The sequence below is a fragment of the Spirulina subsalsa FACHB-351 genome, assembly GCF_026130165.1.
GTDB classification, from domain to species: Bacteria; Cyanobacteriota; Cyanobacteriia; order Cyanobacteriales; family Spirulinaceae; genus Spirulina_A; species Spirulina_A subsalsa_A.
In genome coordinates this window covers 12992-37300 of record NZ_JAIHOM010000018.1, presented here as the reverse complement: position 1 = coordinate 37300, position 24309 = coordinate 12992, and the positions used below count along the sequence as shown (strand labels likewise).

Sequence of the window (24309 nt, the reverse complement as noted above, 5' to 3'; positions counted from 1 at the left end):
CGCTCGACCTTGTTTTGCTTTCTTGTTTTGCTTTGTTGAGTAAGATTGTGAGGGAATCTGAGGTGAAAATCTGAACGAAAAATGTTCTAGTTTTCAGTTGAAGAACTGTGTAATATATCCAACCTAAAATGATGAACTAAAAATTGATGTTTTTAGCGTTTTATGTTGGTTGAATTAGCTTGTTCAGATTGACCCAAAATTTGACCGAATCGTGGGCATCCACTCAGGAGATTGTCATGAAGAGCTTAAAGATTGGAACTCGTTTAAATTTGGGTTTTAGTATTATGCTGTTGGCGTTGTTGGGGACAAATGTGTATTTGGTGAGTACCATGAATCGTCTTGCCGCACTAACAAATCGTTTGTATAAACATCCTTTTACGGTTAGCACATCGGTCTTAGAGGTGGAGGTGGGGGTGGTTAAAATTCATCGCTCAATGCGGGATGTTATTTTATCCCGTAATGCGACTGAATTAAATAGTGCGGTGCAAGTAATTGATCAATATGAACGGGAAGTTTATGCGGCTTTTGATCTGCTAGCGGAACGTTTTTTAGGGGATGTTAATCAAGTGTATCGGGCAAGGGATGAGTTTGCGAAGTGGAAGCCGATTCGGGATCAAGCGATTCGTTTGATGGAACAAAATCAACAAGAGGCTGCCCTTAATTTAGTGAAAAACCAAGCGTTACAACAGGTTAATGAAGTGATGGGAGAAGTGGTTAGTATTCGGAGTTTTGCGGAGAATAAGGCTGTAGAATTTGTGACCAATGCGGAACAGGCTCGACAAAATGCGTTCGCGAGTACGTTAGTGGTGATGAGTGTGACGTTAATTGTGATGATTTATTTAGCGGTTGTTTTAACTCGTTCGATTACGATTCCGTTACGGGAGGCGATCGCACTCAACCAAAAAATCGCTGAAGGGGAGTTATCTGTAGAGATTCACCCGGATAGTAACGATGAAATTGGGCAGTTGTTAGGGTCGATGCAGGATATGGTAATGCAACTGAAACAGGTGGTCTTGCTGGTCCGAAAATCTTCCGATGGGGTGACATTGGGGAGTCAAAATTTGAGTAATTCTGCCTTAGAATTATCTCGGGGAGCCATTGAGCAAGCGACAGCAACAGAACAAGCGGCTAATTCCATTCAAGATATAACCCTAAAAATCAACCAAAATTCCCAAAATGCCAATCAAACCAATGCCATTGTGGGGAAAGTGGTACAGGATGCCCAAGGAACAGGCAAAACCGTAGAAGAAACGGCCATCGCGATGAAAGCCATTGTGCAGAAAATTAAGGTGATTGAAGATATTGCCTTGCAAACCAATATGTTAGCGTTGAATGCGGCCATTGAGGCGACGAGGGCGCAGGAAGCGGGGGGCGGATTTGGGATTGTGGCGGCGGAAGTGCGGAAATTGGCGGAATTAAGCCGGGTGGCGGCGGTGGAAATTAATCAGTTGGCGGCTTCTAGTGTGGCGATTTCTGAGAAGGCGGGGATGATGTTAATGCAGCTAATTCCTGATATTCAGGAAACGGCGGTATTCATCCAACAGATTAGTGCTGCGAGTTCAGAACAAGCGCAAAATACGACCCAAATTAATCAGGCGATTCGGCAGTTAGAACAAGCCACTCAACAAAATAGCGCGGTATCTACGGATTTATCGATGATGGCGCAGAATTTGGCAACTCAAGCGGTGGAGTTACAAAAAGCGATCGCCTTTTTCCGAGTTGATCTCCCGAGTTCCCCTATCCGGGATACTGTGATTCCCGATAGGATTCCGGCAAGGCTGACAATTTAAGCTTGTGGGCCTGGTGTCAAGCCCTAGGTGGATGTCTCCGTTGCTGAAACCAATCCTGTAACAGATGGCGACTGTCTTCAGCGAGAATGCCCCCTAGGACTTGTAACCGATGATTAGAGGCCGGACTGTCGGGCAAATTAAGCACTGTGCGCACGGTGCCAGTTTTAGGATCATCTACTCCATAAACTAATAACCCCAGTCGAGCGAGAATAATTGCCCCAGTACACATGATGCAGGGTTCTAGGGTGACATAGAGGGTACAGTCGGATAAACGCCAATCCTTCAAGGTGGCGCTGGCCTGACGAAGGGCTAAAATTTCCGCGTGGGCCGTAGGATCTTGATCTCGTTCTTTGCGATTCCCAGCTTGGGCCAGACAGTCTCCTTGAGCATTCACGACTACCGCCCCCACAGGAATCTCCCCGGCCGCTCCTGCCTCCTGCGCTAAGATAAGAGCGCGACGCATCCAATACAGATGGCGTTCATAAGTGGTTGGGTTTAGCATCTCCCGGATGGCGCTTTTTTTCATTAATCGTTCATGACTAGACAGTGGCAACAGAACATTATCGCTTGGGGGGGGGTTATTGCCCTCCTCACGTCTCCGGTGTTGATTCCACTCCCCATCGGGGCGGCGGGATTGGGGGAAATTCGCCAACGAGGGCGGTTAGTGGTGGGGGTGAATGAAAATGTCCGCCCTTTGGCGTTTCGCGATGAAAATGGGGAATTGCAAGGCTTAGAAATTGATCTCGCTCGTCAGTTAGCCCAAGAGTTATTAGGGAGTCGGGAGGCGGTAGTGTTTAAGGCGGTGAATAATCGCGATCGCCTACCTGTATTATTAGCGGGTGAGGTGGATCTCACCATTGCCCGACTCACGGCGACTCCCTCCCGTTCCCGCTTGGTTAATTTTAGCCGTCATTACTATCTCGATGGCACGACTTTTATCACCCGTAACCCCCAGATTCAGCGTTTGGGGGACTTAGTGGGGGCTAAAATCGCCGTATTAGAACAGTCGAGTACCATCGCCGTAGTGCGTCATGTTCTCCATCCGGTGGAATTGGTGGGAGTGTCATCTTATGTGGAAGCCTTGCACCTGCTAGAGTTGGGGGAAGTGGATGCCTTTGCAGGCGATCGCACCATCCTCATCGGTTGGGTACAAGAACATCCCCAGTACCATATTTTAGGAGTACGTCTATCCGGTGAACCCTTAGCCGTAGCCCTCCCCAAAGGCTTACAACACAGCGATCTCTATATTGCCGTCAACAATGCCCTCACACGCTGGCATCGTTCCGGTTGGCTACAAGAACGTTTAGATTATTGGGGATTGGGTGATAATTGATCTAGATTCAAGTCTTAATCTTTATCCTCCTATGACTACCACAACTCCAACCTCTAACCTCCCAGTTTATGACGGAAAATTTGGCCCGTTTACCATTAACCCCGAAGATCGACGAGACGTAAGACTGTATCGCGCTGGTTTAGCCATTGCCGGACTCAGCTTTTTTCTCGCCACCACCTTACTTTTATTCCTCGGGGCAAACCCCGATCTCTTGCCCTTTCTCAGCCTTTTCTATACCCTCTTTTCCTTGGGTTTAGGCCTAAGTTTGCTCAAAATCCACATCTACCTTGCCCCCCTTCACCGTCTCCTCAAACTCTTCTGGATTATTGGCACCGTTGCCTCCTTCATTTTCGCCTACGCCGATTCTGCCCCCTTTGCCCTGACCCTCTACTACACCCCAGCCAGTTTGTTGGGAGTTGGTTTCACCTTTGCCGCCCTCACAGGGATTTATTTCAAAGAAGCCTTTTGTTTTAACCGCTTAGAAACCAAAATCCTCACCCCCCTCGTTCCCCTCCTACTTTTAGGGCATTTAGTCGGGCTGTTACCCTTAAACATGGAACGCACCTTACTGGGCAGTTGGGCGGCCTTATTCGTGATTTTCGTAGTGCGGAAACTGGTGCAACCCATTCCCCCAGATATTGGGGATAAGTCAGTGTTTGAGCATTTAAAGCAAGGCCTCTAAAGCCGTGGCCGCCTCATTTAAGTGCGACATTTCCCCATGAGTTTGTTCAATACCTTTCGCCGTTTCTTGAGAACTGCGATTTAACAAACTCATGGCATCAAAAACCTGCTGAACTGCTCGTACTTGCTGTTGAATATTTAAAGCAATTTGTTGATTGCTTTCCACCACATGACTCACCGCCTTCTGAACCCCCACAAACACTTTCGCCGTTTCTTCCACCCGTTCAATTCCACTTTCCGCCGTGTTTGTTCCCTCTTCCGTTGCCGTCACCGTGGAATGAATAGCGCTCTGAATATCTCCCACTAAACGATGAATTTGTTCAGCCGACTGTTTGCTACTATCGGCTAACTTGCGGATTTCTGTGGCCACAACGGAAAAGCCTTTGCCATATTCTCCTGCTCTCACCGCCTCCACCGAAGCATTTAAAGCCAACATATTAGTTTGATAGGACAAATTGCTCACCAGTTGGGCAATAGTGCCGATTTGTTGATTTTGTTCACTCAGGCGTTGAATTTGCTGTGCGATCGCCTGCACTTTACCCTGTAAATGCTGCATATTAGCCAGAGTAGCGATTACAGCCTGATTTCCCTGTTCCGTTAAGGCTAAAGCCTCTTGGGCGGCATGAGTCGCCGCTTTAGCTTGGGCGGCTGACGTTTGGGCTGAGTTGGTTAACTCATCCATCGTCGTTGTTGTCTCATTCACCGAAGCCGCCTGAGTGCTAGCCGTAGACGCTTGTTGCTCCAATGTCGTGGCAATTTCCTCCGTAGAGGCGAGAATTTGCCGGGCTGCCCGGTAAATCGTGCGCGTTAATTGGGTAGCAATCCACCATAGCGCCATACCAGCCCCTCCCCCAATAATAATGGCCAAGAATACAAATCCTATGAATAAAGTTCCCAAAGCTTGTTGAACTACCCGTTGCTCTTCCAGCACCATGCGTTGATACATTTCATGGAGGCGATCATTAATACCTTGAAACTCTTGGTTAATCTCTTCCCCAGTATTTTTAATAAAGGCCTGATTCGCCAACTCAATATTTCCCTGCCGCCTTAAGGCAATCATTTCATCTCGCCTTTGCTCCTGTTGGGTGATTAAACTCATCACCTGTTCAGATTGTTGCCGTAAGGCCACCAATTCATCGAAATCACGACCGGAAAAATATTGTTGAGCATAATTAACGCTATATTGATTTTCGTTCAGTAAATTAACCGTTTCCTGAAAAAAATTGCGACCTTGAACTTTCCGATCCAAAAAATTGGGTTCAGGTTCTAAAAGATAGCCCCTTGTCCCATTGGACATCCTTAAGTGAGCCAGTTCGAGGTGATGAACCTTATCGATAACATCTGCAATGAAACTGACGCGGTTAAAGTTCAACATAATCGTTTGAGTGCTGGAAGTCACCCACAACGTCGTTAATAAAAAGGCAACAATGGGCAAAAAATAGCCCAGTAAAATTCTTTGGCGGAGTCGCAGTTTTCCAAACATAATCTCAGTGTTTTTTAAGAGTTGTAAAGTGGAAGACTCAGTTAAGAACTAATGATCCGAAAAGAATGACCCTACTCCTAGACAACCTATCTAGGTTGACGACCTTCAGTTTTCATCCGGCGTAGCCTACATTTTGTCGCTTAGGAAACCTCTTAACTTAGTCGAATTTAGCGTTAATCACCCTACAGTATTTCTCTATTCTCTCACAAAAATCTTGATCAGGAACGCCTAAAAAGAGAAGATTTTAAGTCTTTTGGAGTGGATAGGGTTTTAACATTCCAAACTCACCCAACCCAGAGATAAAACCTTAAGTTAAGCTAAAATGAGAAAAATTCCGCCCAGCAGAACCATGAAAAAGACCTTAGCTGCAACAACTGTCTTGCTCTTAATGCCCCTCAGTTTATCGGTGCGTGCAGAAAACCTCCAGCATCTCCATCAACTGCTTTCCCAGCGCGAATGTCCCCAATGTGACTTAACTCGGGCGGGTTTAGTGATGGCTGATTTAAGTGGGGCGAATTTGGTGGGGGCTGATTTACGGTTTGCTAATTTGAGTCGGGCGAATTTAGCCGGGGCTGATTTACGGTTTGCGAACTTAGGGGGGGCTTCCCTCAATGGGGCTAACTTGACGGGGGCTGATTTAACCGGGGCCAATGTGGCCGGGGCGGATTTGCGGAATGCCTATTTTATGCAAGCTAATCTAGAGGCGACGAATCTCAATCAAGCGGTGGTAGATGGGGCAATGGGCATACCGGGGCAGTTTTTCACGGCGGATCATTTTTATGCCCGAGGGGTGTTGGAAAGTAATCGACGGAATTTTATCCGGGCGATTGAGTATTATAATCAGGCCCTGGAACGAAATCCCCGCTATGGGGAGGTGTATTTAGCCCGGAGTGTTGCCCGCTATCGCTTGTTGGATGAAGTGGGGGCGATGCAAGATGCCAAAATTGCTCAAGGGTTATTTGAAGAGCAGGAGAATGAGCAAGGGAAGCAGGCGGCCCAGTATTTTTTAGCCCAGATGGAGGCGATGAATAATCCGGGAAGGGGGGGGAGTGGTGTGGGGATTGATTTATTGAATATGCTGGGGGGTTTGAGTTCTGTGTTGCTGCGGGCGTTGTCGTTATTTTAAGGTTTCGGGGGGCTTGACCGAGGATGGGCGGACGGAAACAGGGTATAGTGCAGAATGGTACTCTATTCAGTGTGGCGCAAGTTTCATGACCTCTCAGGATAAGGATCTTTCGGCTCAAGCTTCGGAAACGGCTCAATCTGGTGCTGAAACCCCCCAGAATTGGCGCAGGTGGGTCTGGGAAAATGTGCAAGTGGTGGCGATCGCACTTGTGCTAGTTTTGATCATTCGGACCTATATCGCAGAACCCCGGTTTATCCCCTCAGATTCGATGTTACCGACTTTGGAAACAGGCGATCGCGTAGTGGTGGAAAAAGTCTCCTATCGTTTCCATCCCCCCCAGCCCGGCGATATTATTGTGTTTAGCCCCCCGCCCCAACTGCAAGCCCAAGGCTACCAAGCGGATCAGGCCTTTATTAAGCGCGTCATCGGCATCCCCGGCCAAGAGATTGAAATCCACGATAACCGGGTTTATGTGAATCATATCCCCCTCACAGAACCCTATATTGCCGCTCCCCCCCAGTATCAACTCCCACCCTTCCAAGTACCAGCCCATGCCCTCTTTGTCATGGGAGATAATCGCAATAACAGCAATGATTCTCATATTTGGGGCTTCTTGCCCCAAAATCAAGTCATTGGTCGTGCGATTTTTCGCTTTTGGCCCTTCCCTCGCGTAGGTGGGATTTAGATCAAGTCAATTACGCCCCATTAACCAATAAGTGGTCATAATCCCTCGGCCTTTGACTTCAATCTCGCCCCGTTCCTCCAGCCAATAATTGTGTTTTAACACCTCATAGACCTCTGCGGTGACTTGAATGCGATCGCCCATGCCTTGAGATTCCATCCGCGAGGCCACATTCACCGTATCCCCCCAGAGATCATAAATAAACTTCTTAATCCCAATCACCCCAGCCACCACCGGCCCAGTATGAATCCCGATGCGTAGACGGAACGGTTTGCCATCCATACGATCAAAACGGCGGATAGCTCGCTGCATATCTAGCCCCATATCTGCGATCGCCTCAATATGATGCTGCATTTCCGTTTCCGGGAAGCCCCCAGCCACCATATAAGAATCCCCAATCGTCTTAATCTTCTCCAAATTGTACCAATCCGCCAACTGGTCAAAAGCCGAGAAAATCTGATTCAACAAATCCACCAACTCCGTCGGAGAAATCGAAGCCGACAGCGAGGTAAAATCCACAATATCCGCGAACAAAATCGACACATTATCAAACCGTTCCGCAATGGACTGTTCCTCCTGCTTCAACCGTTCCGCAATCGACCGAGGCAAAATATTCAACAGTAACCGTTCCGACTTTTCCCGTTCTAGGTGTAGGGCATCCTCCGCCGCCTTCTGTTGGGTAATATCCGCCACCGTCCCCTCATAGTACAGCGTCCCCCCCTCCTCATCTCGCACCACCCGCACATTTTCCGAAGTCCAGATTAAACCGCCATCCTTCCGTCGCACCTGCGCTTTAAAACCGGAAACCGATCCCAATTCCTCCAGTCGTTCAATCAACTCCTCCCGTTCCTCGGGACACACATAAAGCTGTTCTCCAATATTCTGCACCTCGACCGCCAACTCGGCAAAATCCTTAAACCCATACATTTTTACTAAAGCCGGATTGGCGCTAATATAGCCACCGTCTGGCGTAATTTGGAAAATCCCCTCGGCCGCATTCTCAAAAATACTGCGATACTTCTCCTCAGCCTCTTGCAGAGCATTTAACACCCGACGGCGTTCCGTCACATTGCGCGCCACCCAAATCACACTATGATTAGGCAAAGGAGAAACACTCGCCGCAAACCAAGTTTCCTCCATCTCCCCTTGACTATTGGGAATCAATAAACTGTAATCGGCGCTCACCGTTTGACCCGTGTTCAAAGCCTCCTGAATATGGGTTTTAAACATATCTGCCTGTTCAGGGGGGTGTACCTCATCCACCGAGCGCCCCAATAATTCCATCTGGGGACTATACAACAACTCAGAATTAGTAGTGACAATTTTGGCATAACAGCCCGACCCATCAAACACCGTAATCACATCCGTCATGGCCGCAAATAAAGCCCGTAATTCCGCCTCCGAGGTGCGTAGGGCTGACTCTACTCGTTCCCGTTCCCCAATTTCCATCAATAGCTGTAAATTGAGGTCTTGTAACTCTAGCGTCCGTTCATGAACTCGTTGTTCTAACTCCTCACTAAAGCGCCGTAAATCTTCCTCAGCTTGCTTGCGTTCCGTAATATCTTCAACGGTGCCCTCATAATACAAGAGCCTCCCTGTCTCATCATGGACAGCCCGAGCATTTTCGGAAATCCAGCGCACGGTACCATCCCGACGGCGAATCTGGGACTCATAGGCCACCACAGACCCGTCTTGATTTAAGATATTGCGGAAATGTTGGCGGCTGTTGGCATCGACATAAATTTCTTGGCTGAGGTCAGTGACTTGCTCAATTAAGGCCTCGGGGGAGTCATAGCCATAGATGCGCGCTAGGGCCGGATTGGCGCTGAGATAACGACCTTGGGGGGAAGATTGGAAAATCCCCTCGACGGCGTTTTCAAAGATGGTGCGATATTTGTTTTCGGCTTCTTTGAGGGCATCGAGGGCTTTTTGTCGTTCGGTGATATCAATGCCGACGGTAAAAGCTGCCCGGCCTTGATCGTATTTTTGAGCGGCAATTAGGAAATTGCGCCTTTCGCCTCGGACAAGGGTCCGCACTTCCCGGAAGGCATCGGATTGAGGACTGGCGAAAAATTCCCGCACAAAGGTATTAAATTCTGAGCTACTTTGCAAAAAGCCGATATCTTGACCCACAAAGTCCTCGGCCTTGAGGTTGAAGGTTTCGGCTAAATGACGATTTACGCCTAAATAACGCAGGTCGGAACTAATCCAGGAGACAATCCCCGGCACGGCTTCTAAAATGGCTTGCAGTTGGTCTTTAGAGCGGGCGAGGTCATCGAGGGCCCGTTGACGGTCGGTGATGTCAATCCCGACGGTGAAGGCGGCTTGACCTTGGTCGTATTTTTGGGCGGCGATTAAGTAGTTGCGGGTGTCTCCTTTAACGATGGCTTCGACTTCGCGGAAACTGTCGGTTTCGGGACTGGCAAAGAAGGCGGAGACGAAGTGGTTAAAGTCGGTGCTGGCTTGTAAAAAGCCGATATTTTTTCCGGCGAAGTCTTCGGGACGGAGGTTAAAGGTTTGGGCCAGTTGACGGTTTACGCCTAAATAACGCAGGTCGCAACTAATCCAGGAGACAATACCGGGGACGGCATCGAGGACGGCTTGTAATTGGTCTTTGGAGCGGGCGAGGTCTTCGATGGCCTGCTGACGTTCGGTGATGTCGATGCCGACGGTAAAGGCGGCTTGACCTTGGTTGTATTTTTGGGCGACGATTAGGTAGTTGCGGGGGCTGCCTTTGATCACGTTGGTGATTTCCCGAAAGTCGTCTTCGCGATCGCTCTCAAAAAATTCTTCGACAAATCGGACAAATTCGGAACTAGCATCTAAGAAACCGATATGTTGCCCGACGAAATACTCTGGGGGGCGGTTAAAGACCTTCGCTAAATGCCGATTTACGCCCAAATAACAAAGGTCAGCCCCAATCCAGGAGACAATCCCCGGCACGGCATCTAAGACGGCTTCTAGTTGATCTTTGGCGTTACGCAGGGCGCTTTCGGCAAGACGACGATCGACGATTTCCCCAATTAGTTCATCGTTGGCGGCCATCAGGGCGGTGGTGCGTTCGGCGAACTGTTGTTCTAGGTCAGCGAGGATGCGACTTTTTTCGAGTTCAATTTGTTTTTCTTGGGTAATGTTGCGAATGACCCAGAGGACGGATTGAGGGGTAATGGGGGCAAGGGTGGCGGTGAACCAGAAATTTTCCTTGTGATTGCGGTCTAGGTTTAAGCCCCATTGTTGGGCTTGGTTGGGGGCGAGGGCATATTCACAGGTGACACTTTGACCTGTGGTGAGGGCTTCTTGCACTTTATTTAACAGGTCTTGGGCCTGTTGGGGGGGGAAGACATCATAAAGGGTTTTGCCAATTAACTCGGCGGAGGGTTTATGAGCGGGATTGGTGGGGGCAATGCGCAGGTAACAGCCTTGAGCATCGGTGACTAAAATGGCATCGGTGAGGGCGGAAAAGATGGTGCGCAGTTCAATGGCGTAGTCTTGGAGGGCGGCCTCGATTTGCGCTCGTTTTTGCCGTTCTCCTTGGAGTTGTTCCCATAAACTGGGTGGGGCAATGGCTGAGGGGTCTTGGGTTTTGCCCCAAGTGGCTAGGGTGTCTAAATGGGGCAAGGGACGCACGGGGCCGAGGGTTTGATAAACCAGTTGGGTGGTTTGGGGGTTCAGGTACTGCTCTATATATATCGGTTGTGCGATCGCCTGATTGGTTTCCAGATAAACTAACCCCTGGGGTCCGGTCCACCCTAGCCCATACAAGGCGGCACTCACGCGGTTAGCTCCCACGGTTCCGGCGAGTTCTACCCCCTGTTTCCACAGGTAAACTTCACTATATCCCTTGAGCAAAGGCGCGCTGGGGGTGCGTTGACTGGCGGCACAGTGGGCGAGAAAGGCCTGATTGATGGGATGGTCAAAATGGCGACTATAGGGTGTGACGCGGTAGTGGGGGGGATAGTCTAGCTCGGGGTGGGACTCTTCTAACTCTGAGGGAAAGAGGGTCAAGAGGGGGCAGGTTTCCCCCAGTCCAGCCCGGTGATAGTCTCGATAAAAGGGGGCATATGGGGAGGTGGGGCTGTCCCCTACAGAACAAGGCTGGCCCATGAGCAGATTTAGAACCATATCGGGCTGGTGCTGCTCAATGTCCGCTAAAATGCCCGAAAAATCAGGCTGGGTGACAGGGACACAGCGGGATGCCATGATTTCTCCCCCCCGTTCCTGCCAAAGGTGAGCGGTTAAACGGCCTTGGTTTTGGGAGTCGGGATGGTTACTGGTGAGTAAATAGCAGCGTTGTCGCCCTGTTGCTTGTAACCAATCTAAAGCAGTTTCAAGGTGTTGATTGGCACAACTTCCGGTGTAAAACACTTGACGAGAACTGGCTACATTGTGGGGACACAGGGGGGAAAATAACAGGGTCTGGGTAGATTCCACTAAATGCACTAGGGCCTGTTCCCCTTGGGCTGTCCACCCCCCGAATAAGGCTCCCACTTCCCCCCCAGCCAGTAGGGTTTCTAGGCCGCGATACCAGGCCTCAACGTGGTTTCTTTCGTCCCAAGGGGGGAGGGGAAGACAGCGCAACTCAAGGGGTTGCCCAAATACGCCCCCTTGTTGATTAATTTCTGCGATCGCCATGAGCATTCCTTCTCTTCGAGACGCTTCGCGAACAACCGCCAAGGCTTCTGGGATGGATTGATGGGACTCAGAAACAAGGACAATTTGCACAGGCTTTAGGAAGAGGGGGAGAAAAAATAAGGATGAGAATCGGAGATGCCCCTAAACCTATCTTAATCGACAGAGGAGAATCCTTGAGTTAATTGTTAAGGCAAGAGGAAATAGGGAATAGGGAACAATTAATAATTAACAATTAATCATTATCAATTATCAATCATTAATCATTAATTATCAATTTCCTAACTACTCAAGGCTTTTAAAAACTGTTGAAGACTGCCCAAAACCCCGGTTTTCTTGGGTACAGCTACCGCCGGATTCTCTTGATCGGGGTTGTTGGCGATCGCACCCATGATAATGCGTTCTAAGCGCTCTCCGATGGGCTTGGTGGCTTCTTCGGCGATCTTTTCGTACCCCTCCTCCTTCTCTAACCAAACCTGCCAACGGGAGGGATAGGCGCGGAGAATAGTCCCCCCTTCAAAGGGACGAAGATAGTAGGCCGTTTCTAAGGTACTGAGGAAACGTTCCCGCAGTTGCCGGGCAGCGTAACCAATGCCAATAGTAGCCACGTTCTCCAGTTGAGGGATAATGAGAATCACCGGGCGATCGCGCTCTTGGGCCCAATTACACAATTTTTCCACCTGGGCCACCTCTACCGCCGAAGCCGCCACCACCAGAAACACCTCATCATCCTCGGAGAGTTTCATTTCAACCGGAGTCCGACTGCTGCCGAGATCCGTCACCTTAAACACCGTCTCTCCCCAATCCCGTCGCGCTAAAGCGGCTGCCCCCGTATCGGGAAACAGAATTTTTAACCCGGAACCGTAAGACTCGAACAGTTCGGCAAACTGAAGGGCGAGAGATTGAGCTTCTAAAGCAATTTCGGGAAGAACAATCTCCACCTGTACCCGTTGACACCCAGCCTCTAATGCTCTCTGGGTAGCGGCTTTGGCTTGACTAACGGTTTCTTCTAAAGATTGAGGAATAGATGACATAAAATCAAGTTTGGTAATACTGCTTTTTTTCCATCTTATCGGCAAGAGTACGCCCCTTGATGACCAGTTAAGCGCTTTGTCCTATGGCCAATTGATTGATGAATCCTTTTCTCGCCCTGAGAGGACAACCCCAAGCGGTTGAACTCCTCCAACAAGCCCTACTCAAAGATAAAATTGCCCCAGCTTATCTGTTTGTCGGCTCTCCGGGGATTGGGCGCAAAATCGCCGCCCGAGCTTTTGCTCAACTCCTCCTCGCCCACCATCAACCTCCTGACAAACAGGCCTTAATCTATAAAAAGGTCGAGGCCAAAAATCACCCCGATTTTCTCTGGGTCGAACCGACTTATCAACACCAAGGCCAACGACTCACGGCAACGGAAGCAGAGGCGGCGGGTCTGAAACGGAAAGCCCCTCCCCAGATTCGCATTGAACAGATTCGCGAAATTAGCCACTTTTTAGCCCGTCCGCCCCTCAATGCTATTCGTGCGGTGGTGGTGATTGAAGATGCCCACACCATGGCAGAAGGGGCCGCCAATGCCCTCCTCAAAACCCTTGAAGAACCGGGGAGGGCTACCTTAATTTTAATCGCTCCCAGTGGGGACTCCTTGCTCTCTACTTTGGTGTCGCGCTGCCAACGGATTCCCTTCTATCGTCTCGCTCACAAGGAGATGGGGGAGATTTTGCGCGCTAAGGGCTACGGGGAAATTGCCGACAATAGGGTTTTGTGTGCGATCGCCCAAGGCAGTCCGGGAGAAGCCCTCCTCGCCGCCGAACAACTGGCCGCCATCCCCCCAGAACTCCTACACAAGTTAGCCACCCCGCCCACCAGCCCCCAACAAGCCATTTTCTTAGCCAAAGAAATTGACCAAACCTTAGAAGCAGAAACTCAACTCTGGCTTTTAAATTATCTACAATACACCTACTGGCAAAAGTATCTTAAAAACCCCCGTCACTCCCCCCCCCTCGAAGCCCTCGAAAAAGCCCGTCAGGCCCTCTTAGGCTATGTTCAGCCCCGTCTCGTTTGGGAATGTACTCTCCTACAATTCTGTTCCCATCCCACAGCCCTCGCCTCTCGTTAGGGTCTGCTGAATAACTTGGGGAGCAGGGGAGTGGGGAATTGACAATTGACAATTGACAATTATTAATTATTAATTATCAATTCTCAGGGGAGCGGGGGAGCAGGGGAGCAGGGGGAGAAATTATCAATTATCAATTGACAATTATCAATTATTAATTATCAATTCCCTAGCCCCACGAGTAGAGTTATTCAGCAAGCCCTAATTAATCAATTAACCCCCCATCCCCCAGCACAAGGCGTGGGGAATGAGGGGTCAATCTAGAATAATGGGGTAAACCCCGGCTTAACCTAACAGCGCTTTAGCTCGGTTGACGATATTTTCCACCGTGTAACCAAACTTCTCTAACGCCACATTACCGGGAGAAGATACCCCAAAGGTATTCACCCCAATTGTGTTATCTTCGTTACCCACATAACGACCCCAACCCATGCTAATCCCGGCTTCCACCGCGAGACGGGTTGTGACACCTTGGGGTAAAACCGATTCCTTATAAGCCGCATCCTGTTCCTCGAACAGTTCCCAACTGGGCATAGAAACCACCCGAACCTTCTTCCCTTCGGCCCGTAACTTATCAGCCGCTTCCGCACAGAGGTACAGTTCTCCACCCGTGCCAATCAGGATAATATCGGGAGTGCCTTCACTATCCGAGAGAACATAAGCCCCTTTCAGGGTGTTTTCAATAGAAGTCCCGGCCAAGTTGGGCAGGTTTTGACGAGACAAGGCCAACAAACTAGCTTGTTTCTTCGCGCTACCAATGCCTTTCGCCCGTTCAACGGCCACTTTATAGGCCCCAGAGGTTTCATTGCCATCCGCAGGACGGAGGACGATTAAATCGGGAATAGCGCGCAGAGAGGCAATATGCTCAACAGGTTGGTGAGTCGGGCCATCTTCCCCGAGGGCGATGGAGTCGTGAGTCATCACCCAAATCACCCCCGCATGGGAGAGTGCAGACAGACGGATAGCATTGCGCATATAGTCTGTAAACACCAAGAAGGTCGCACCGTAGGGCAGTAAACCGGAGTTATGGAGGGCAATCCCGTTACAAATTGCTCCCATGCCGTGTTCCCGGACTCCAAAGCGCAGGTTTTTCCCGCCATAGTTGCCTTTTTGGAAATCCCCCGCCCCTTTAATCAGGGTTTTATTGGAGGGAGCTAAGTCCGCAGAACCGCCAAACAGTTCGGGTAACGTTCCAGCGATCGCGTTTAAGGTGGCACCGGATTGATTCCGAGTCGCATCTGCCTTGGTGTCGGGGGTGTAGGTGGGGAGGCACTGATCCCAATTTTCCGGCAGTTTCCCGCTCACCATCCGCTCAAACAGAGCCGCATCTTCGCCATACTTGGTTTTGTATTGGGCAAAGGTTTCGTTCCATTCGGCCTCATAGCTGGCACCCCGTTCTACGGCCTTGCGGAAGTGGCTTAAGGCATCTTCTGGCACCACAAAGGGTTCATAGTTCCAGCCTAAGTGTTCACGAGTGGCGGCTACTTCTGCATCTCCTAAAGCGGCCCCGTGAACGTCGTGGGTGTTCGCTTTGTTGGGGGAGCCATAACCGATGGTGGTGGTGACTTTAATTAAAGAGGGTTTGTCGGTGACAGATTTGGCCTCTTCAAGGGCTTTGGCAATGGCTTCTAGGTTGGTGTTGCCTTCGGGAACGCTCACAACGTGCCAGCCATAGGCTTCAAACCGTTTGCCTACATCTTCCGTAAAGGATAAGTCGGTAGAACCATCAATAGAGATGTGGTTATCATCGTAGAGGGCGATTAATTTACCTAGTCCTAAGTGACCTGCTAAAGAACAAGCTTCTCCAGAAATCCCTTCCATGTTACAACCATCCCCTAAAATCACATAGGTGTAATGGTCTACGAGGGTGCAATCCGGTTTATTGAACATGGCCGCGAGGTGCGCTTCTGCCATTGCTAGTCCAACTCCATTGGCAATCCCTTGTCCGAGGGGGCCGGTGGTTACTTCAACACCTGATGTGACAAAGTTTTCCGGGTGTCCGGGGGTTTTGGATTCCCACTGACGGAACTGCTTGATATCCTCCATCGAAACGCTGTCGTAGCCTGTTAAATGTAACAGAGCATACTGCAACATACAGCCATGACCAGCAGATAATACAAAGCGATCGCGGTTAAACCAGTTGGGGTTTTTGGGATTGTAGCGCATGAAACGATCCCACAACACAAAAGCCATCGGAGCCGCCCCCATGGGCAGTCCGGGGTGGCCTGAATTGGCTTTTTGCACCGCGTCAATGGCTAAAAAGCGGATGGAATTGATGCAAAGTTCTTCGAGTGATTGGCTAGCAACGACCATATTTTCTTAGGCTATTATTATGAGAACTACGGTTAAGGGCAAATGCGTTGGGGATTAAAGCACCAAGACTGGGATTGCCCCAAGGCTGACATCTATCATCCCATCCCGATGGATCTATGGGCAAGGGGCAAGACCTAGATTTTGTTATCGTAATTCCTATACTGGTATTGAGCCTTGCTAAACTCTACCCCCAGCCTCCTCCAAAATCCTGAACGTCTCGAACAACGACTGAAGGAAATCCCCCTAGAAGCGGGGGTGTATTTGATGCGAGATAGTAGCGCGCAGATTCTCTATATTGGCAAATCCAAAAAATTGCGATCGCGAGTTCGTTCCTATTTTCGCTCTTCCCAACCTTTAAGCGATCGCATTGCTATGATGGTGCGTCAAGTGGCTGAGATTGAATTCATCGTCACCGATACTGAAGCCGAAGCTCTAGCATTAGAAGCGAATTTAGTCAAGCAACATCAACCCTATTTTAATGTTCTATTAAAAGACGATAAAAAATACCCCTATATTTGTATTACTTGGTCAGAAGATTATCCCCGCATTTTTATCACCCGAAAACGACGACTCACCCAAGAAAAAGATCGCTACTATGGCCCCTATGTAGACACCAGAGTATTACGGAATACCCTCCACCTGATTAAGCGCATTTTTCCCCTGCGTCAGCGTCCTAAACCCCTATTTAAAGACCGTCCTTGCCTCAACTATGACATCGGGCGTTGTCCGGGAGTCTGTCAAAGCTTAATCACCCCCCAGGACTATCAGAAAATTGTCCAGAAAGTCGCCATGATTTTCCAAGGTCGAACTAGAGAATTAATGGACTTACTCAGCCAACAAATGCAGGAGGCCGCCGCACAATTAAACTTTGAACTAGCGGCCAAATTGCGGGATCAAATTCAGGGTTTAAATCAACTACAGGGGGAGCAAAAAGTATCCTTACCCGATGACACCATCTCCCGAGATGCCATTGCTTTAGCCGCCAATGAACAACATTGTTGTATCCAACTCTTCCAGATTCGCGCTGGGAAATTAGTGGGACGTTTAGGCTTTTTTGCCGAGGCTCAAAGTGGGACCCCGGGAGCGATTTTACAACGAGTGCTAGAAGAACACTATTGGCAAGTTGACCCCGTAGAAATTCCCCATGAAATCTTAGTGCAGTATGACTTACCTCACGGGGATTTATTAACCCAGTGGCTGACGGAAAAACGGGGGCGAAAAGTCCATCTGCTAACCCCCCAGCGCCAGACCAAAGCCGAATTAGTGGAACTGGTGGAACGCAATGCCCAGTACGAGTTAGACTGGACTCAGAAAAAATGCGATCGCAACCTACAAGCCTTACAAGACCTCGCCCAATTCCTAGATTTACCCGCCCTGCCCAAACGCATCGAAGGTTATGATATTTCCCACATTCAGGGATCTAATGCTGTAGCCTCTCAAGTCGTATTTATTGATGGCATCCCCGCCCAACAACATTACCGTCACTACAAGATTAAAAACCCAGAAATTACCATCGGTCATTCCGACGATTTCGCCAGTTTAGCCGAAGTCATCGGCCGCCGTTTTCGCCAGTATTTAGAAAATCCCCAACTCTCTCCCCAAGATGATCCTGACTTTCCCGATTTAGTGATGATTGACGGAGGGAAAGGACAACTGTCTGCGGTGGTGGCTGTTTTACAATCTCACCCAGAATCCTCCCTCTTAGCAGAGTTGCCTGTCGTGAGTTTAGCGAAACAACGAGAGGAAATCTTTTTACCCGGACAGTCTCAACCCTTAGCCACAGATCCAGACCAACCGGGGGTACAATTGTTACGCCGCCTGCGAGATGAAGCCCATCGTTTTGCCGTCACCTTCCACCGTCAACAGCGCTTACAACAAAGTAGGCGATCGCGCTTAGAAGAAATCCCCGGATTAGGGTTTGAGCGACAAAAGCAATTACTAGCTCATTTTCATTCCATTGACTATATCCGAGAAGCCACCCCAGAGCAATTACAACAAGTCCCCGGCATTGGTCCCAAATTAGCCCAAGAAATTTACAATTATTTCCACCCCTAAAAAACTCCCCGTAGGTTGGGTGTAGCGACAGCGAAACCCAACACCCAACCTTGACAAGTTAAGGCTTTTCTCCTCTTGTTAAAGTCAGGTAATAGGGAAAGCGACAGCGAATATTTCCACCCCTAGAAAACTCCCCGTAGGTTGGGTGTAGCGACAGCGAAACCCAACACCCAACCTTGACAAGTTAAGGCTTTTCTCCTCTTGTTAAAGTCAAGTAATAGGGAAAGCAACAGCGAAACCCAACACTTTCTGGTTAAGTGTTGGGTTCATTGCGTCTAACCTAGAACGCGGTTACACTTAGGCATTATTCGCCCGTTTGCGACGAGTGGTTAACACACCAAACGCGACAGCACCTAAACCAATCACCATTGTAGGTTCGGGAACAGATGTTTTTAAACCTACTACCTTAAAGTCAGGGCCATTGTAGAAAGCGGCATTTTTACCCGTACTTTCCAGCAATCCTAAATCATCTAAAGAGACATTATTATTGAAGAAACTGTTACCTTTCGCTACCACCCGAACCCCATGAATCAAAGACGAAAGCCCTAAATCCTCAAGAGATATCCCAATAGAACCCACGTTTTGAACACTATTGCCAATTTCCATTGTACCCATCCGGAATCCGGCATCAGCCCACTGACGAGCGTCCAGATTGAGGAGATTTCCTAATAAGTTCCCTTGTTTGTCAATGGCTTGAATAGACATCCCACTATTCCGGCCCCGTTCCCAGAGTAACAGGTTATTCACAGCCGTTTCAAAGAACAGATCCATCGAGACGGTTCCTCTATCTTCCCCATCAATAATGCTGCCCAGGTTCTGATTTCCTAACGCTGCCACAGCACCATCATTGGTGAGATCCTCTTGAGATAAACCAATAGTTGCCAAGCGCCCCATATCTGCACTGGCTGCACCAGTATTTCCCCCCGTGAAGGCATCATTGTAGAGGATGTTCACATTATTCACTAAGGAGAAATTGCTAAATGTCTGATCATCAAAGGTGACAGAATCCAGCATGATATCACCGCGCCAACGGTTATCTCCGCTTAAGCTCGGGTTGGTTGAATAATTAGTCTGGAAATAAAAACCTGCCGCTTGGGCTGCACTACTTAATCCGAGGCTGCTGGCTAAAATTCCTGCGAAGATAGATAAGCTGAGTTTAGTGTTCATTAGTCGTTTACCTTATTTTCTAGTTTTACTCAATACTCTTTAGAGACCCTGTTGTTCCCTTTATAACAATCTGCTCTAAGCCAAGACAAGGCCAAACAAGGTCTTTTTACGAAACCTTGGTTTTTTTGTGGTCTATTTAAAGCCTGTGTAAAGTAGATGCGTGATTTTTTAGAAGAAGTTTATTCAGAGAAGAATGTAGTTAGTAAACTATTTTTATAATTTCCACAACCGAGTTTTCACTGAATTTAGGGTTTTTCAATGAAAGGTCAACGGGGATATTCTTATCTTTTTTCGGTCAGGTGGTGCGTCAGTGACTTGAGATAGTGCGTCAGTTGTGACTATTTTAATTTAAGTTGATCTTGATTCGGTCTGACGCACCCTAGGGAGGTTTTAGAGTTTAAAATCGTTTCAAGGCACGCTGCATATCCCTTTGATCTTGGCGTTGTTTCGTTGTTTCCCGTTTGTCGTGGAGTTTCTTCCCGCGTCCTAAACCGAGAACGACTTTCACCCAACCTCGCTTAAAATACATTTTTAACGGCACTAAAGTTAAGCCTTTTTGTTCTAATTTGCCCACTAATTTGTTGATTTCCTTACGCTTCATTAATAACTTGCGCGTCCGACGAGGATCATGATTGAAGTAATCGCTACTCTCTTGGTAAGGGGAAATATGAACGTTAATTAACCAGGCTTCTCCGTTGCGGATCAGTCCATAGCCATCCTGCATATTAACCCGTCCGGCGCGGATGGATTTAACTTCTGTGCCGACTAATTGAATTCCGGCTTCGTAGGTTTCTACGATTTCATACAGATATCTCGCTTTACGATTATCTGTAATGATTTTCACGCCGCTTTTCTCTTCTCCCATGGTTTTTTCCTGAAGTGATGAGTGAACTACACGCCTTAAAGAATGGGGGTTTGAACCCAAAAGATTGGAGCAGAAAACCCGGTTTCTGAGTGACTTTCGGAGGTTTAAGCGCGATTGGACTCAGAAACCGGATGATGAGCGCATAACGGTTGAACTGGACTCGATCCTGCGTTGTTCGCCTATGTTGAGATCCTACAATATTTTGCTGAGTCTCAAGGGATTAGTTGGCGAGGGGGACGGGGGTTTTCCAGAGAGCCAAGGGACGAGTTTCGGGTTTAGACTGGGGGAGGGTGGTGGATTCTAAGACTTCGACTTCAATGTTGACGGCAATCAAGTATTCCCCAGAAGCAGATCCAACGGCCTGGGCGATCGCATTTTGTAAATCCGGTCGTTCCCCTGTCATGGGATTACGCAACACACACTGATCCCAAGGGTGTTCGGCGTTCGGGTCTAAATGGAGGATGTAGTGCTTGGTCATGGCTATTATGGGGGTGGAACGACTAAAAAACGTTGAACAAAAAATCAACTTAATTTCATTATAGTCCCCTTTTTGGGTTTTGACCAACTTTGTGATTAAGAGAGAAATGGCTGCTCTGCCAGCGCGATAGATCGACCGTTATTCAGGTCGAAGGGTAGGATTTTAGCTTCCGTCGCAAGGTTTGCTGCTGTTTGCGCAACTGGCGCTGTCGGGCGGTTCCCCCCCGTCCCTTGTCATTGCGACCTACACGACGGGGCGACTCCCAGCGTTTTAACAAAATGTTGCTTCCTCGCTTGCAGGGAGGGGATGAATAGCAACCAATAAACCAACTGAGCGATCGCGAATCCTCGGATGATCAGGTACAATGTGATCGGCGGTTTATGGCAAGACTGCCCGTTGCCGTGAGGACTTTCTACACAAACTATCCCGCAAGATAGTCAACGAAAACCAAGTTATTGCTGTAGAGAATCTGAAGGTAAAAGGGATGTTACGAAACCACAAGCTAGCCAAGCACAAAATATCAGAAATGAAGACTTGCGGATCTTGTCGTTGGGAACCAGCGATACTGCCTGGGGAGGGAGTGTAAGACAACCTGGCAAAACATCGGTTTTGTTAGATGCAGTTCCCGTTGAATCAGGAAGCCCCATCCTCGCCAACGGCAGGGTGGGGTAGTTCACCCTCATGGCTTTTTCTCCTGTGAACATCCACTTTGCCAAGTGTAACACATATCGTATTACACTTGTATTAAACTGTTCACTGTTAAAAAGGGACTAGGGGGATTCTGCTATCCCACCTAGCCCCTGTTGTACTGCTTCCGGTCAGACCAGAATAGCACCTGCTCTTTAGTAAATCACTAACCGATAACGTCCCCGATCGGTTGGGTGATAACCATTGACAAACACCCGATAGATGCCATTGTAGGGCAGGGTCATTTGAATTAAGGAGTTGGTATCATCTTCACTGATGTCATCATTTTGCGCCAGAACTTCGGTGCCATCTTCATTCAAAACCGCTAAGAAGGTGTCAAACTCATCACTTTCTAGACGAATGGTGACCGCTTGGCCTTCTTCTCCTCGAAAACGATGTTCATGATAAAGACTGCCATCCTCGTACATCGGGTCTCCATCCTGTAGCACTCCTTCTTGAATTAAAATTACCCCGGCCGAGGTGCTAGTAGGAGGAGTCGGCGTTGTGTCAGGGTCAGAGGGAGTTGTCGGGGGCGTTTCGGGAGGAGTTTGGGGGGGTGTGGCAACGGTTTGTTCTTGATAGGCCCCCGCCAAATTGATGGTACACATATTCGTTAGGGTTGGGTGTGAACCACAAGCTAACCCCATGAATTTAAAATCAATATTGAATAGATTATTGCGCTGGGTTCGTTGGGGTAGACCATCGTCTAAAATCAAGCGCATCACCATGATACGGGCGGACTCTTCCCCGTAGGTAATATTTTCTGCGGCCGGGCCGTTGACTAGACCATAGCGACTCAAGCGCTCAAAAAAGGCACTGCCATCACTGCCTGTATGGCCAGTTTGTCCGGTTTGCCCTTGGTCCTCAACGTGGTCTTGGGCGGCTTTAGACATTCCGGGGGACAATTGTAAGGGCAAGAGGGGACGGGCTTCTCTCAGGAAGCGAATGGCTTCATCGAGGGCATCGACTCCTTCTTGGGTTGTAATGGTCGGTTCTCCGGGAATTTCTAGGAGGTTGCCGTTAAAGTGGACGCGCTGGGATTCTAACCAGTCGGCATAGGCGGAAGGATTAGTGCGAAGACTGTTAATTTCGCGCCATACGCGGGTTTCAAAGGGGGACAATTCTGGGGCAGCCACTCCGGGGGGAGTTTGACTGACTCGGACGGGGGTTTGAGGTTCTAGGGAAGAACTGTTAGATGCCGCTAAGAGGGGGGTGGTCAGGGGTATGACCACGGTTAAACCACTTAGGAGGGCGATCGCATAAAGTTGGATCCGGTGCATAGACTGTTTAACTTAACTGAGTTCGGCAATCACATTTGAAGACTTTAGCAAGATTTAGTTTCTTGAGGTTGCATCATCCCACCGCTAACCCACGTTGTAGGGTAGGGGGGATTTCTGGACTTGGACTCTGGAGGGAGAAAACTCCTAAGCGGTGCGCCGCTTAATTGATGATTTTTCTGAGGCCAGAGTGCGGTTGGGATGAGTTTTATAGCCATATTGTAATCACATCCTGCCAAAGTGGGGGGCAGAACAGGAGAAAGATGGAATCTTCCGCTAAAAGATCAGCCTGAATGTTTCACCCCCTGATACATTGAGGAAGATGTCGAGATACAATCGGAAACTAGAGTGGCTGCTCTGGAGTGTTTTTCCGAATACCCTGATTTTTATTGGAGTCAAGATGGCAGAATACCAGAAAATTGAATACCGGATCGGCAAAGATGGCAAAATTGTTGAAACGGTTGTTGATGGGATTGCCGGCGCCCACTGTACAAAGGTGACGGAGGAGATTGAACAGGCAATGGGTGAAGTTGAAAGCCAAGAATTTCTCCCGGACTATTACCGAGAATCGAATATCCTCACTCAAACGGAAACCCAATCGCAATCGCTGGAACAGCAGGGATAGTAGAGGATAGCATCATGGTTGATGACCCCAATCTTTTTTGGTTCGGTGTCGTTCTTTGGTTCGGGGGGACTCTGGCGCTGTTGACGGTGGTGGGTTCACGGATGGCGCGAGAGGAGAATCTAGATTGTACCTATCCGGGAGATGAATTGTTGCGCGATCGCCTTTTGCAGGCGAGTCTTACCAGTTGGACGGCTCTACAACGCAAGTCGGGTCTTACTCCTCGGGAGTTACAACAATTGCGTCAAGGGTCGATTGAAAAACTAGAGTTGCAACAATTGCAACGTTTAGCAACGACGCTCAACTGGACCCTAGAAGAGTTGCTCCAACAGTTTGGTATTTCCTTCCCGTCCTTGGGGGCAGCTTTCCAAGAAATTGGCAAGTTACATCAAAAATGCCAAAGTTTGTATGATGAAACCGTGATGCTCAAACAGCAATTAGCGGCAGCCGAAGAGGGTTTAGCAACGGCTCAAGCTAAGGTAGCCCAATTGGAAGAACAGACCACCGCACAGGATCAGACCTTGGATGAGGCAAACTATCAGGTGCAACAACTGCAACAACAATGTCGTCGGATGCGGGCAGAATTACAAAAGGGGAGCGAGCAAACTCGCGGGGATATTAAGACTGAGGTTTTTGAGCAGTTACAAACCCTGTTGATGAATTTCCCCACGGCTTGCACTATGGCGGAGGCTAAACCCAATTTACCCGCTAAAAATTTAATTGCTTTGTTCACCCCTCTGAAAAATTTACTCAATGCTTGGGGGTATGAACCGATTGGTTCTGCTTGGGAACAGGTGATTTTTGACCCCCAAATTCATCAAGCCGATCGCAATGATATTCAAGCGGGGGATTTGGTGTATATTCGCTTTGTTGGCTACCGAGAGGGCGATCGCATTCTCTGCCCTGCGAAGGTCAGTCGCACCTTGCCCAAAACCTAACCCCCCATCTTGATCCCTTAACTCTGTGTGCATTAACTATTCCCGAGTCCCCATTCCCTATTACCTAGTTTAA

At 48.8% G+C, this 24309-nt stretch carries 19 protein-coding genes and 1 pseudogene; 10 read left to right on the top strand and 10 right to left on the bottom strand.

Translation table 11 applies throughout. The annotated features are described in order from the left end of the window. The first annotated feature begins 236 nt into the window (after nucleotides 1-236). Nucleotides 237-1790 carry a methyl-accepting chemotaxis protein gene (locus K4A83_RS05315; RefSeq protein WP_265263398.1) on the top strand — a complete coding sequence of 518 codons (1554 nt, stop codon included), beginning with the start codon at nucleotides 237-239 and terminating at the stop codon, nucleotides 1788-1790. Between the two features lie 16 nt (nucleotides 1791-1806). Here the strand turns inward: K4A83_RS05315 and tadA are convergent, their stop codons facing one another. After that, nucleotides 1807-2316: a tRNA adenosine(34) deaminase TadA gene (gene tadA, locus K4A83_RS05310; RefSeq protein ID WP_265263397.1), complete on the bottom strand. Its 510-nt coding sequence runs from the start codon at nucleotides 2314-2316 to the stop codon at nucleotides 1807-1809. A gap of 9 nt (nucleotides 2317-2325) precedes the next feature. Here tadA and K4A83_RS05305 point away from each other — a divergent pair, with 9 nt between their 5' ends. Both K4A83_RS05305 and K4A83_RS05300 read left to right on the top strand, forming a co-directional pair. After that, the gene (locus tag K4A83_RS05305) at nucleotides 2326-3123 is read left to right on the top strand and encodes a transporter substrate-binding domain-containing protein (protein ID WP_265263396.1); all 798 of its coding nucleotides are present in this window, start codon (nucleotides 2326-2328) and stop codon (nucleotides 3121-3123) included. Between the two features lie 31 nt (nucleotides 3124-3154). Continuing rightward, on the top strand, nucleotides 3155-3805 hold the full coding sequence (locus tag K4A83_RS05300) for a DUF2301 domain-containing membrane protein (protein WP_265263395.1): 651 nt from the start codon (nucleotides 3155-3157) through the stop codon (nucleotides 3803-3805). Here K4A83_RS05300 and K4A83_RS05295 read toward each other — a convergent pair. Next, entirely contained in the window at nucleotides 3788-5287 is a 1500-nt protein-coding gene (locus K4A83_RS05295) for a methyl-accepting chemotaxis protein (RefSeq protein ID WP_265263394.1), read from the bottom strand. The two genes, K4A83_RS05300 and K4A83_RS05295, sit on opposite strands and share 18 nt — an antisense overlap. 349 nt (nucleotides 5288-5636) lie before the next feature. On the opposite strand from K4A83_RS05295, the gene K4A83_RS05290 reads away from it, so the two are divergent. Beyond that, nucleotides 5637-6413, top strand: coding sequence for a pentapeptide repeat-containing protein (locus K4A83_RS05290; protein ID WP_265263393.1), 777 nt, complete (start codon nucleotides 5637-5639; stop codon nucleotides 6411-6413). An 85-nt stretch (nucleotides 6414-6498) separates the two neighbouring features. Next, the gene (lepB, locus tag K4A83_RS05285) at nucleotides 6499-7098 is read left to right on the top strand and encodes a signal peptidase I (RefSeq protein ID WP_265263392.1); all 600 of its coding nucleotides are present in this window, start codon (nucleotides 6499-6501) and stop codon (nucleotides 7096-7098) included. 6 nt (nucleotides 7099-7104) lie between these two features. Here the strand turns inward: lepB and K4A83_RS05280 are convergent, their stop codons facing one another. Both K4A83_RS05280 and K4A83_RS05275 read right to left on the bottom strand, forming a co-directional pair. After that, the gene (locus K4A83_RS05280) at nucleotides 7105-11817 is read right to left on the bottom strand and encodes an adenylate/guanylate cyclase domain-containing protein (RefSeq protein ID WP_265263391.1); all 4713 of its coding nucleotides are present in this window, start codon (nucleotides 11815-11817) and stop codon (nucleotides 7105-7107) included. A gap of 188 nt (nucleotides 11818-12005) precedes the next feature. Next, nucleotides 12006-12758: a DUF1995 family protein gene (locus tag K4A83_RS05275; protein ID WP_265263390.1), complete on the bottom strand. Its 753-nt coding sequence runs from the start codon at nucleotides 12756-12758 to the stop codon at nucleotides 12006-12008. Nucleotides 12759-12856: 98 nt separating this feature from the next. Here K4A83_RS05275 and K4A83_RS05270 point away from each other — a divergent pair, with 98 nt between their 5' ends. Continuing rightward, nucleotides 12857-13837 carry a DNA polymerase III subunit delta' gene (locus K4A83_RS05270; RefSeq protein WP_265263389.1) on the top strand — a complete coding sequence of 327 codons (981 nt, stop codon included), beginning with the start codon at nucleotides 12857-12859 and terminating at the stop codon, nucleotides 13835-13837. Nucleotides 13838-14119: 282 nt separating this feature from the next. Here K4A83_RS05270 and tkt read toward each other — a convergent pair whose 3' ends face one another. Then, complete coding sequence (tkt, locus tag K4A83_RS05265; protein ID WP_265263388.1) at nucleotides 14120-16147, bottom strand: transketolase; 2028 nt, start codon at nucleotides 16145-16147, stop codon at nucleotides 14120-14122. Between the two features lie 174 nt (nucleotides 16148-16321). Here tkt and uvrC point away from each other — a divergent pair, with 174 nt between their 5' ends. Next, nucleotides 16322-18202 (top strand): excinuclease ABC subunit UvrC, encoded by a 1881-nt coding sequence (gene uvrC / locus K4A83_RS05260; protein WP_265263387.1) that lies wholly within the window; start codon nucleotides 16322-16324, stop codon nucleotides 18200-18202. A gap of 297 nt (nucleotides 18203-18499) precedes the next feature. On the opposite strand, the gene K4A83_RS05255 is transcribed toward uvrC, so the two are convergent. The 4 genes from K4A83_RS05255 to K4A83_RS05240 form a co-directional block, all read right to left on the bottom strand. Further along, nucleotides 18500-19369, bottom strand: a complete 870-nt coding sequence (locus tag K4A83_RS05255; protein ID WP_265263386.1) for an exosortase-dependent surface protein XDP2 — start codon at nucleotides 19367-19369, stop codon at nucleotides 18500-18502. A gap of 397 nt (nucleotides 19370-19766) precedes the next feature. Beyond that, the gene (gene smpB / locus K4A83_RS05250; protein WP_265263385.1) at nucleotides 19767-20234 is read right to left on the bottom strand and encodes an SsrA-binding protein SmpB; all 468 of its coding nucleotides are present in this window, start codon (nucleotides 20232-20234) and stop codon (nucleotides 19767-19769) included. 220 nt (nucleotides 20235-20454) lie between these two features. Then, nucleotides 20455-20712 (bottom strand): hypothetical protein, encoded by a 258-nt coding sequence (locus K4A83_RS05245; protein ID WP_265263384.1) that lies wholly within the window; start codon nucleotides 20710-20712, stop codon nucleotides 20455-20457. 142 nt (nucleotides 20713-20854) lie between these two features. Continuing rightward, on the bottom strand, nucleotides 20855-20989 hold the full coding sequence (locus K4A83_RS05240) for a hypothetical protein (protein WP_265263383.1): 135 nt from the start codon (nucleotides 20987-20989) through the stop codon (nucleotides 20855-20857). Nucleotides 20990-21088: 99 nt separating this feature from the next. Here K4A83_RS05240 and K4A83_RS05235 point away from each other — a divergent pair. Continuing rightward, a pseudogene (locus tag K4A83_RS05235) lies at nucleotides 21089-21384 on the top strand (transposase); the annotation flags it as partial. Nucleotides 21385-21554: 170 nt separating this feature from the next. Here the strand turns inward: K4A83_RS05235 and K4A83_RS05230 are convergent. Further along, the gene (locus K4A83_RS05230; RefSeq protein WP_265263382.1) at nucleotides 21555-22679 is read right to left on the bottom strand and encodes a CAP domain-containing protein; all 1125 of its coding nucleotides are present in this window, start codon (nucleotides 22677-22679) and stop codon (nucleotides 21555-21557) included. A gap of 319 nt (nucleotides 22680-22998) precedes the next feature. On the opposite strand from K4A83_RS05230, the gene K4A83_RS05225 reads away from it, so the two are divergent. Continuing rightward, complete coding sequence (locus K4A83_RS05225; protein WP_265263381.1) at nucleotides 22999-23301, top strand: DUF2997 domain-containing protein; 303 nt, start codon at nucleotides 22999-23001, stop codon at nucleotides 23299-23301. Between the two features lie 14 nt (nucleotides 23302-23315). Continuing rightward, a complete protein-coding gene (gene grpE, locus K4A83_RS05220) occupies nucleotides 23316-24236 on the top strand; it encodes a nucleotide exchange factor GrpE (RefSeq protein ID WP_265263380.1) in 921 nt (306 codons plus the stop codon). Nucleotides 24237-24309: the final 73 nt, after the last annotated feature.

What these genes read in the sequence shown, in the direction of transcription:
- K4A83_RS05315 (WP_265263398.1), top strand. Translation starts at nt 237, where the DNA reads ATGAAGAGCTTAAAGATTGGAACTCGTTTAAATTTGGGTTTTAGTATT.
- tadA (WP_265263397.1), bottom strand. Translation starts at nt 2,316, where the DNA reads ATGAAAAAAAGCGCCATCCGGGAGATGCTAAACCCAACCACTTATGAA.
- K4A83_RS05305 (WP_265263396.1), top strand. Translation starts at nt 2,326, where the DNA reads ATGACTAGACAGTGGCAACAGAACATTATCGCTTGGGGGGGGGTTATT.
- K4A83_RS05300 (WP_265263395.1), top strand. Translation starts at nt 3,155, where the DNA reads ATGACTACCACAACTCCAACCTCTAACCTCCCAGTTTATGACGGAAAA.
- K4A83_RS05295 (WP_265263394.1), bottom strand. Translation starts at nt 5,287, where the DNA reads ATGTTTGGAAAACTGCGACTCCGCCAAAGAATTTTACTGGGCTATTTT.
- K4A83_RS05290 (WP_265263393.1), top strand. Translation starts at nt 5,637, where the DNA reads ATGAAAAAGACCTTAGCTGCAACAACTGTCTTGCTCTTAATGCCCCTC.
- lepB (WP_265263392.1), top strand. Translation starts at nt 6,499, where the DNA reads ATGACCTCTCAGGATAAGGATCTTTCGGCTCAAGCTTCGGAAACGGCT.
- K4A83_RS05275 (WP_265263390.1), bottom strand. Translation starts at nt 12,758, where the DNA reads ATGTCATCTATTCCTCAATCTTTAGAAGAAACCGTTAGTCAAGCCAAA.
- K4A83_RS05270 (WP_265263389.1), top strand. Translation starts at nt 12,857, where the DNA reads ATGAATCCTTTTCTCGCCCTGAGAGGACAACCCCAAGCGGTTGAACTC.
- tkt (WP_265263388.1), bottom strand. Translation starts at nt 16,147, where the DNA reads ATGGTCGTTGCTAGCCAATCACTCGAAGAACTTTGCATCAATTCCATC.
- K4A83_RS05255 (WP_265263386.1), bottom strand. Translation starts at nt 19,369, where the DNA reads ATGAACACTAAACTCAGCTTATCTATCTTCGCAGGAATTTTAGCCAGC.
- smpB (WP_265263385.1), bottom strand. Translation starts at nt 20,234, where the DNA reads ATGGGAGAAGAGAAAAGCGGCGTGAAAATCATTACAGATAATCGTAAA.
- K4A83_RS05245 (WP_265263384.1), bottom strand. Translation starts at nt 20,712, where the DNA reads ATGACCAAGCACTACATCCTCCATTTAGACCCGAACGCCGAACACCCT.
- K4A83_RS05230 (WP_265263382.1), bottom strand. Translation starts at nt 22,679, where the DNA reads ATGCACCGGATCCAACTTTATGCGATCGCCCTCCTAAGTGGTTTAACC.
- K4A83_RS05225 (WP_265263381.1), top strand. Translation starts at nt 22,999, where the DNA reads ATGTCGAGATACAATCGGAAACTAGAGTGGCTGCTCTGGAGTGTTTTT.
- grpE (WP_265263380.1), top strand. Translation starts at nt 23,316, where the DNA reads ATGGTTGATGACCCCAATCTTTTTTGGTTCGGTGTCGTTCTTTGGTTC.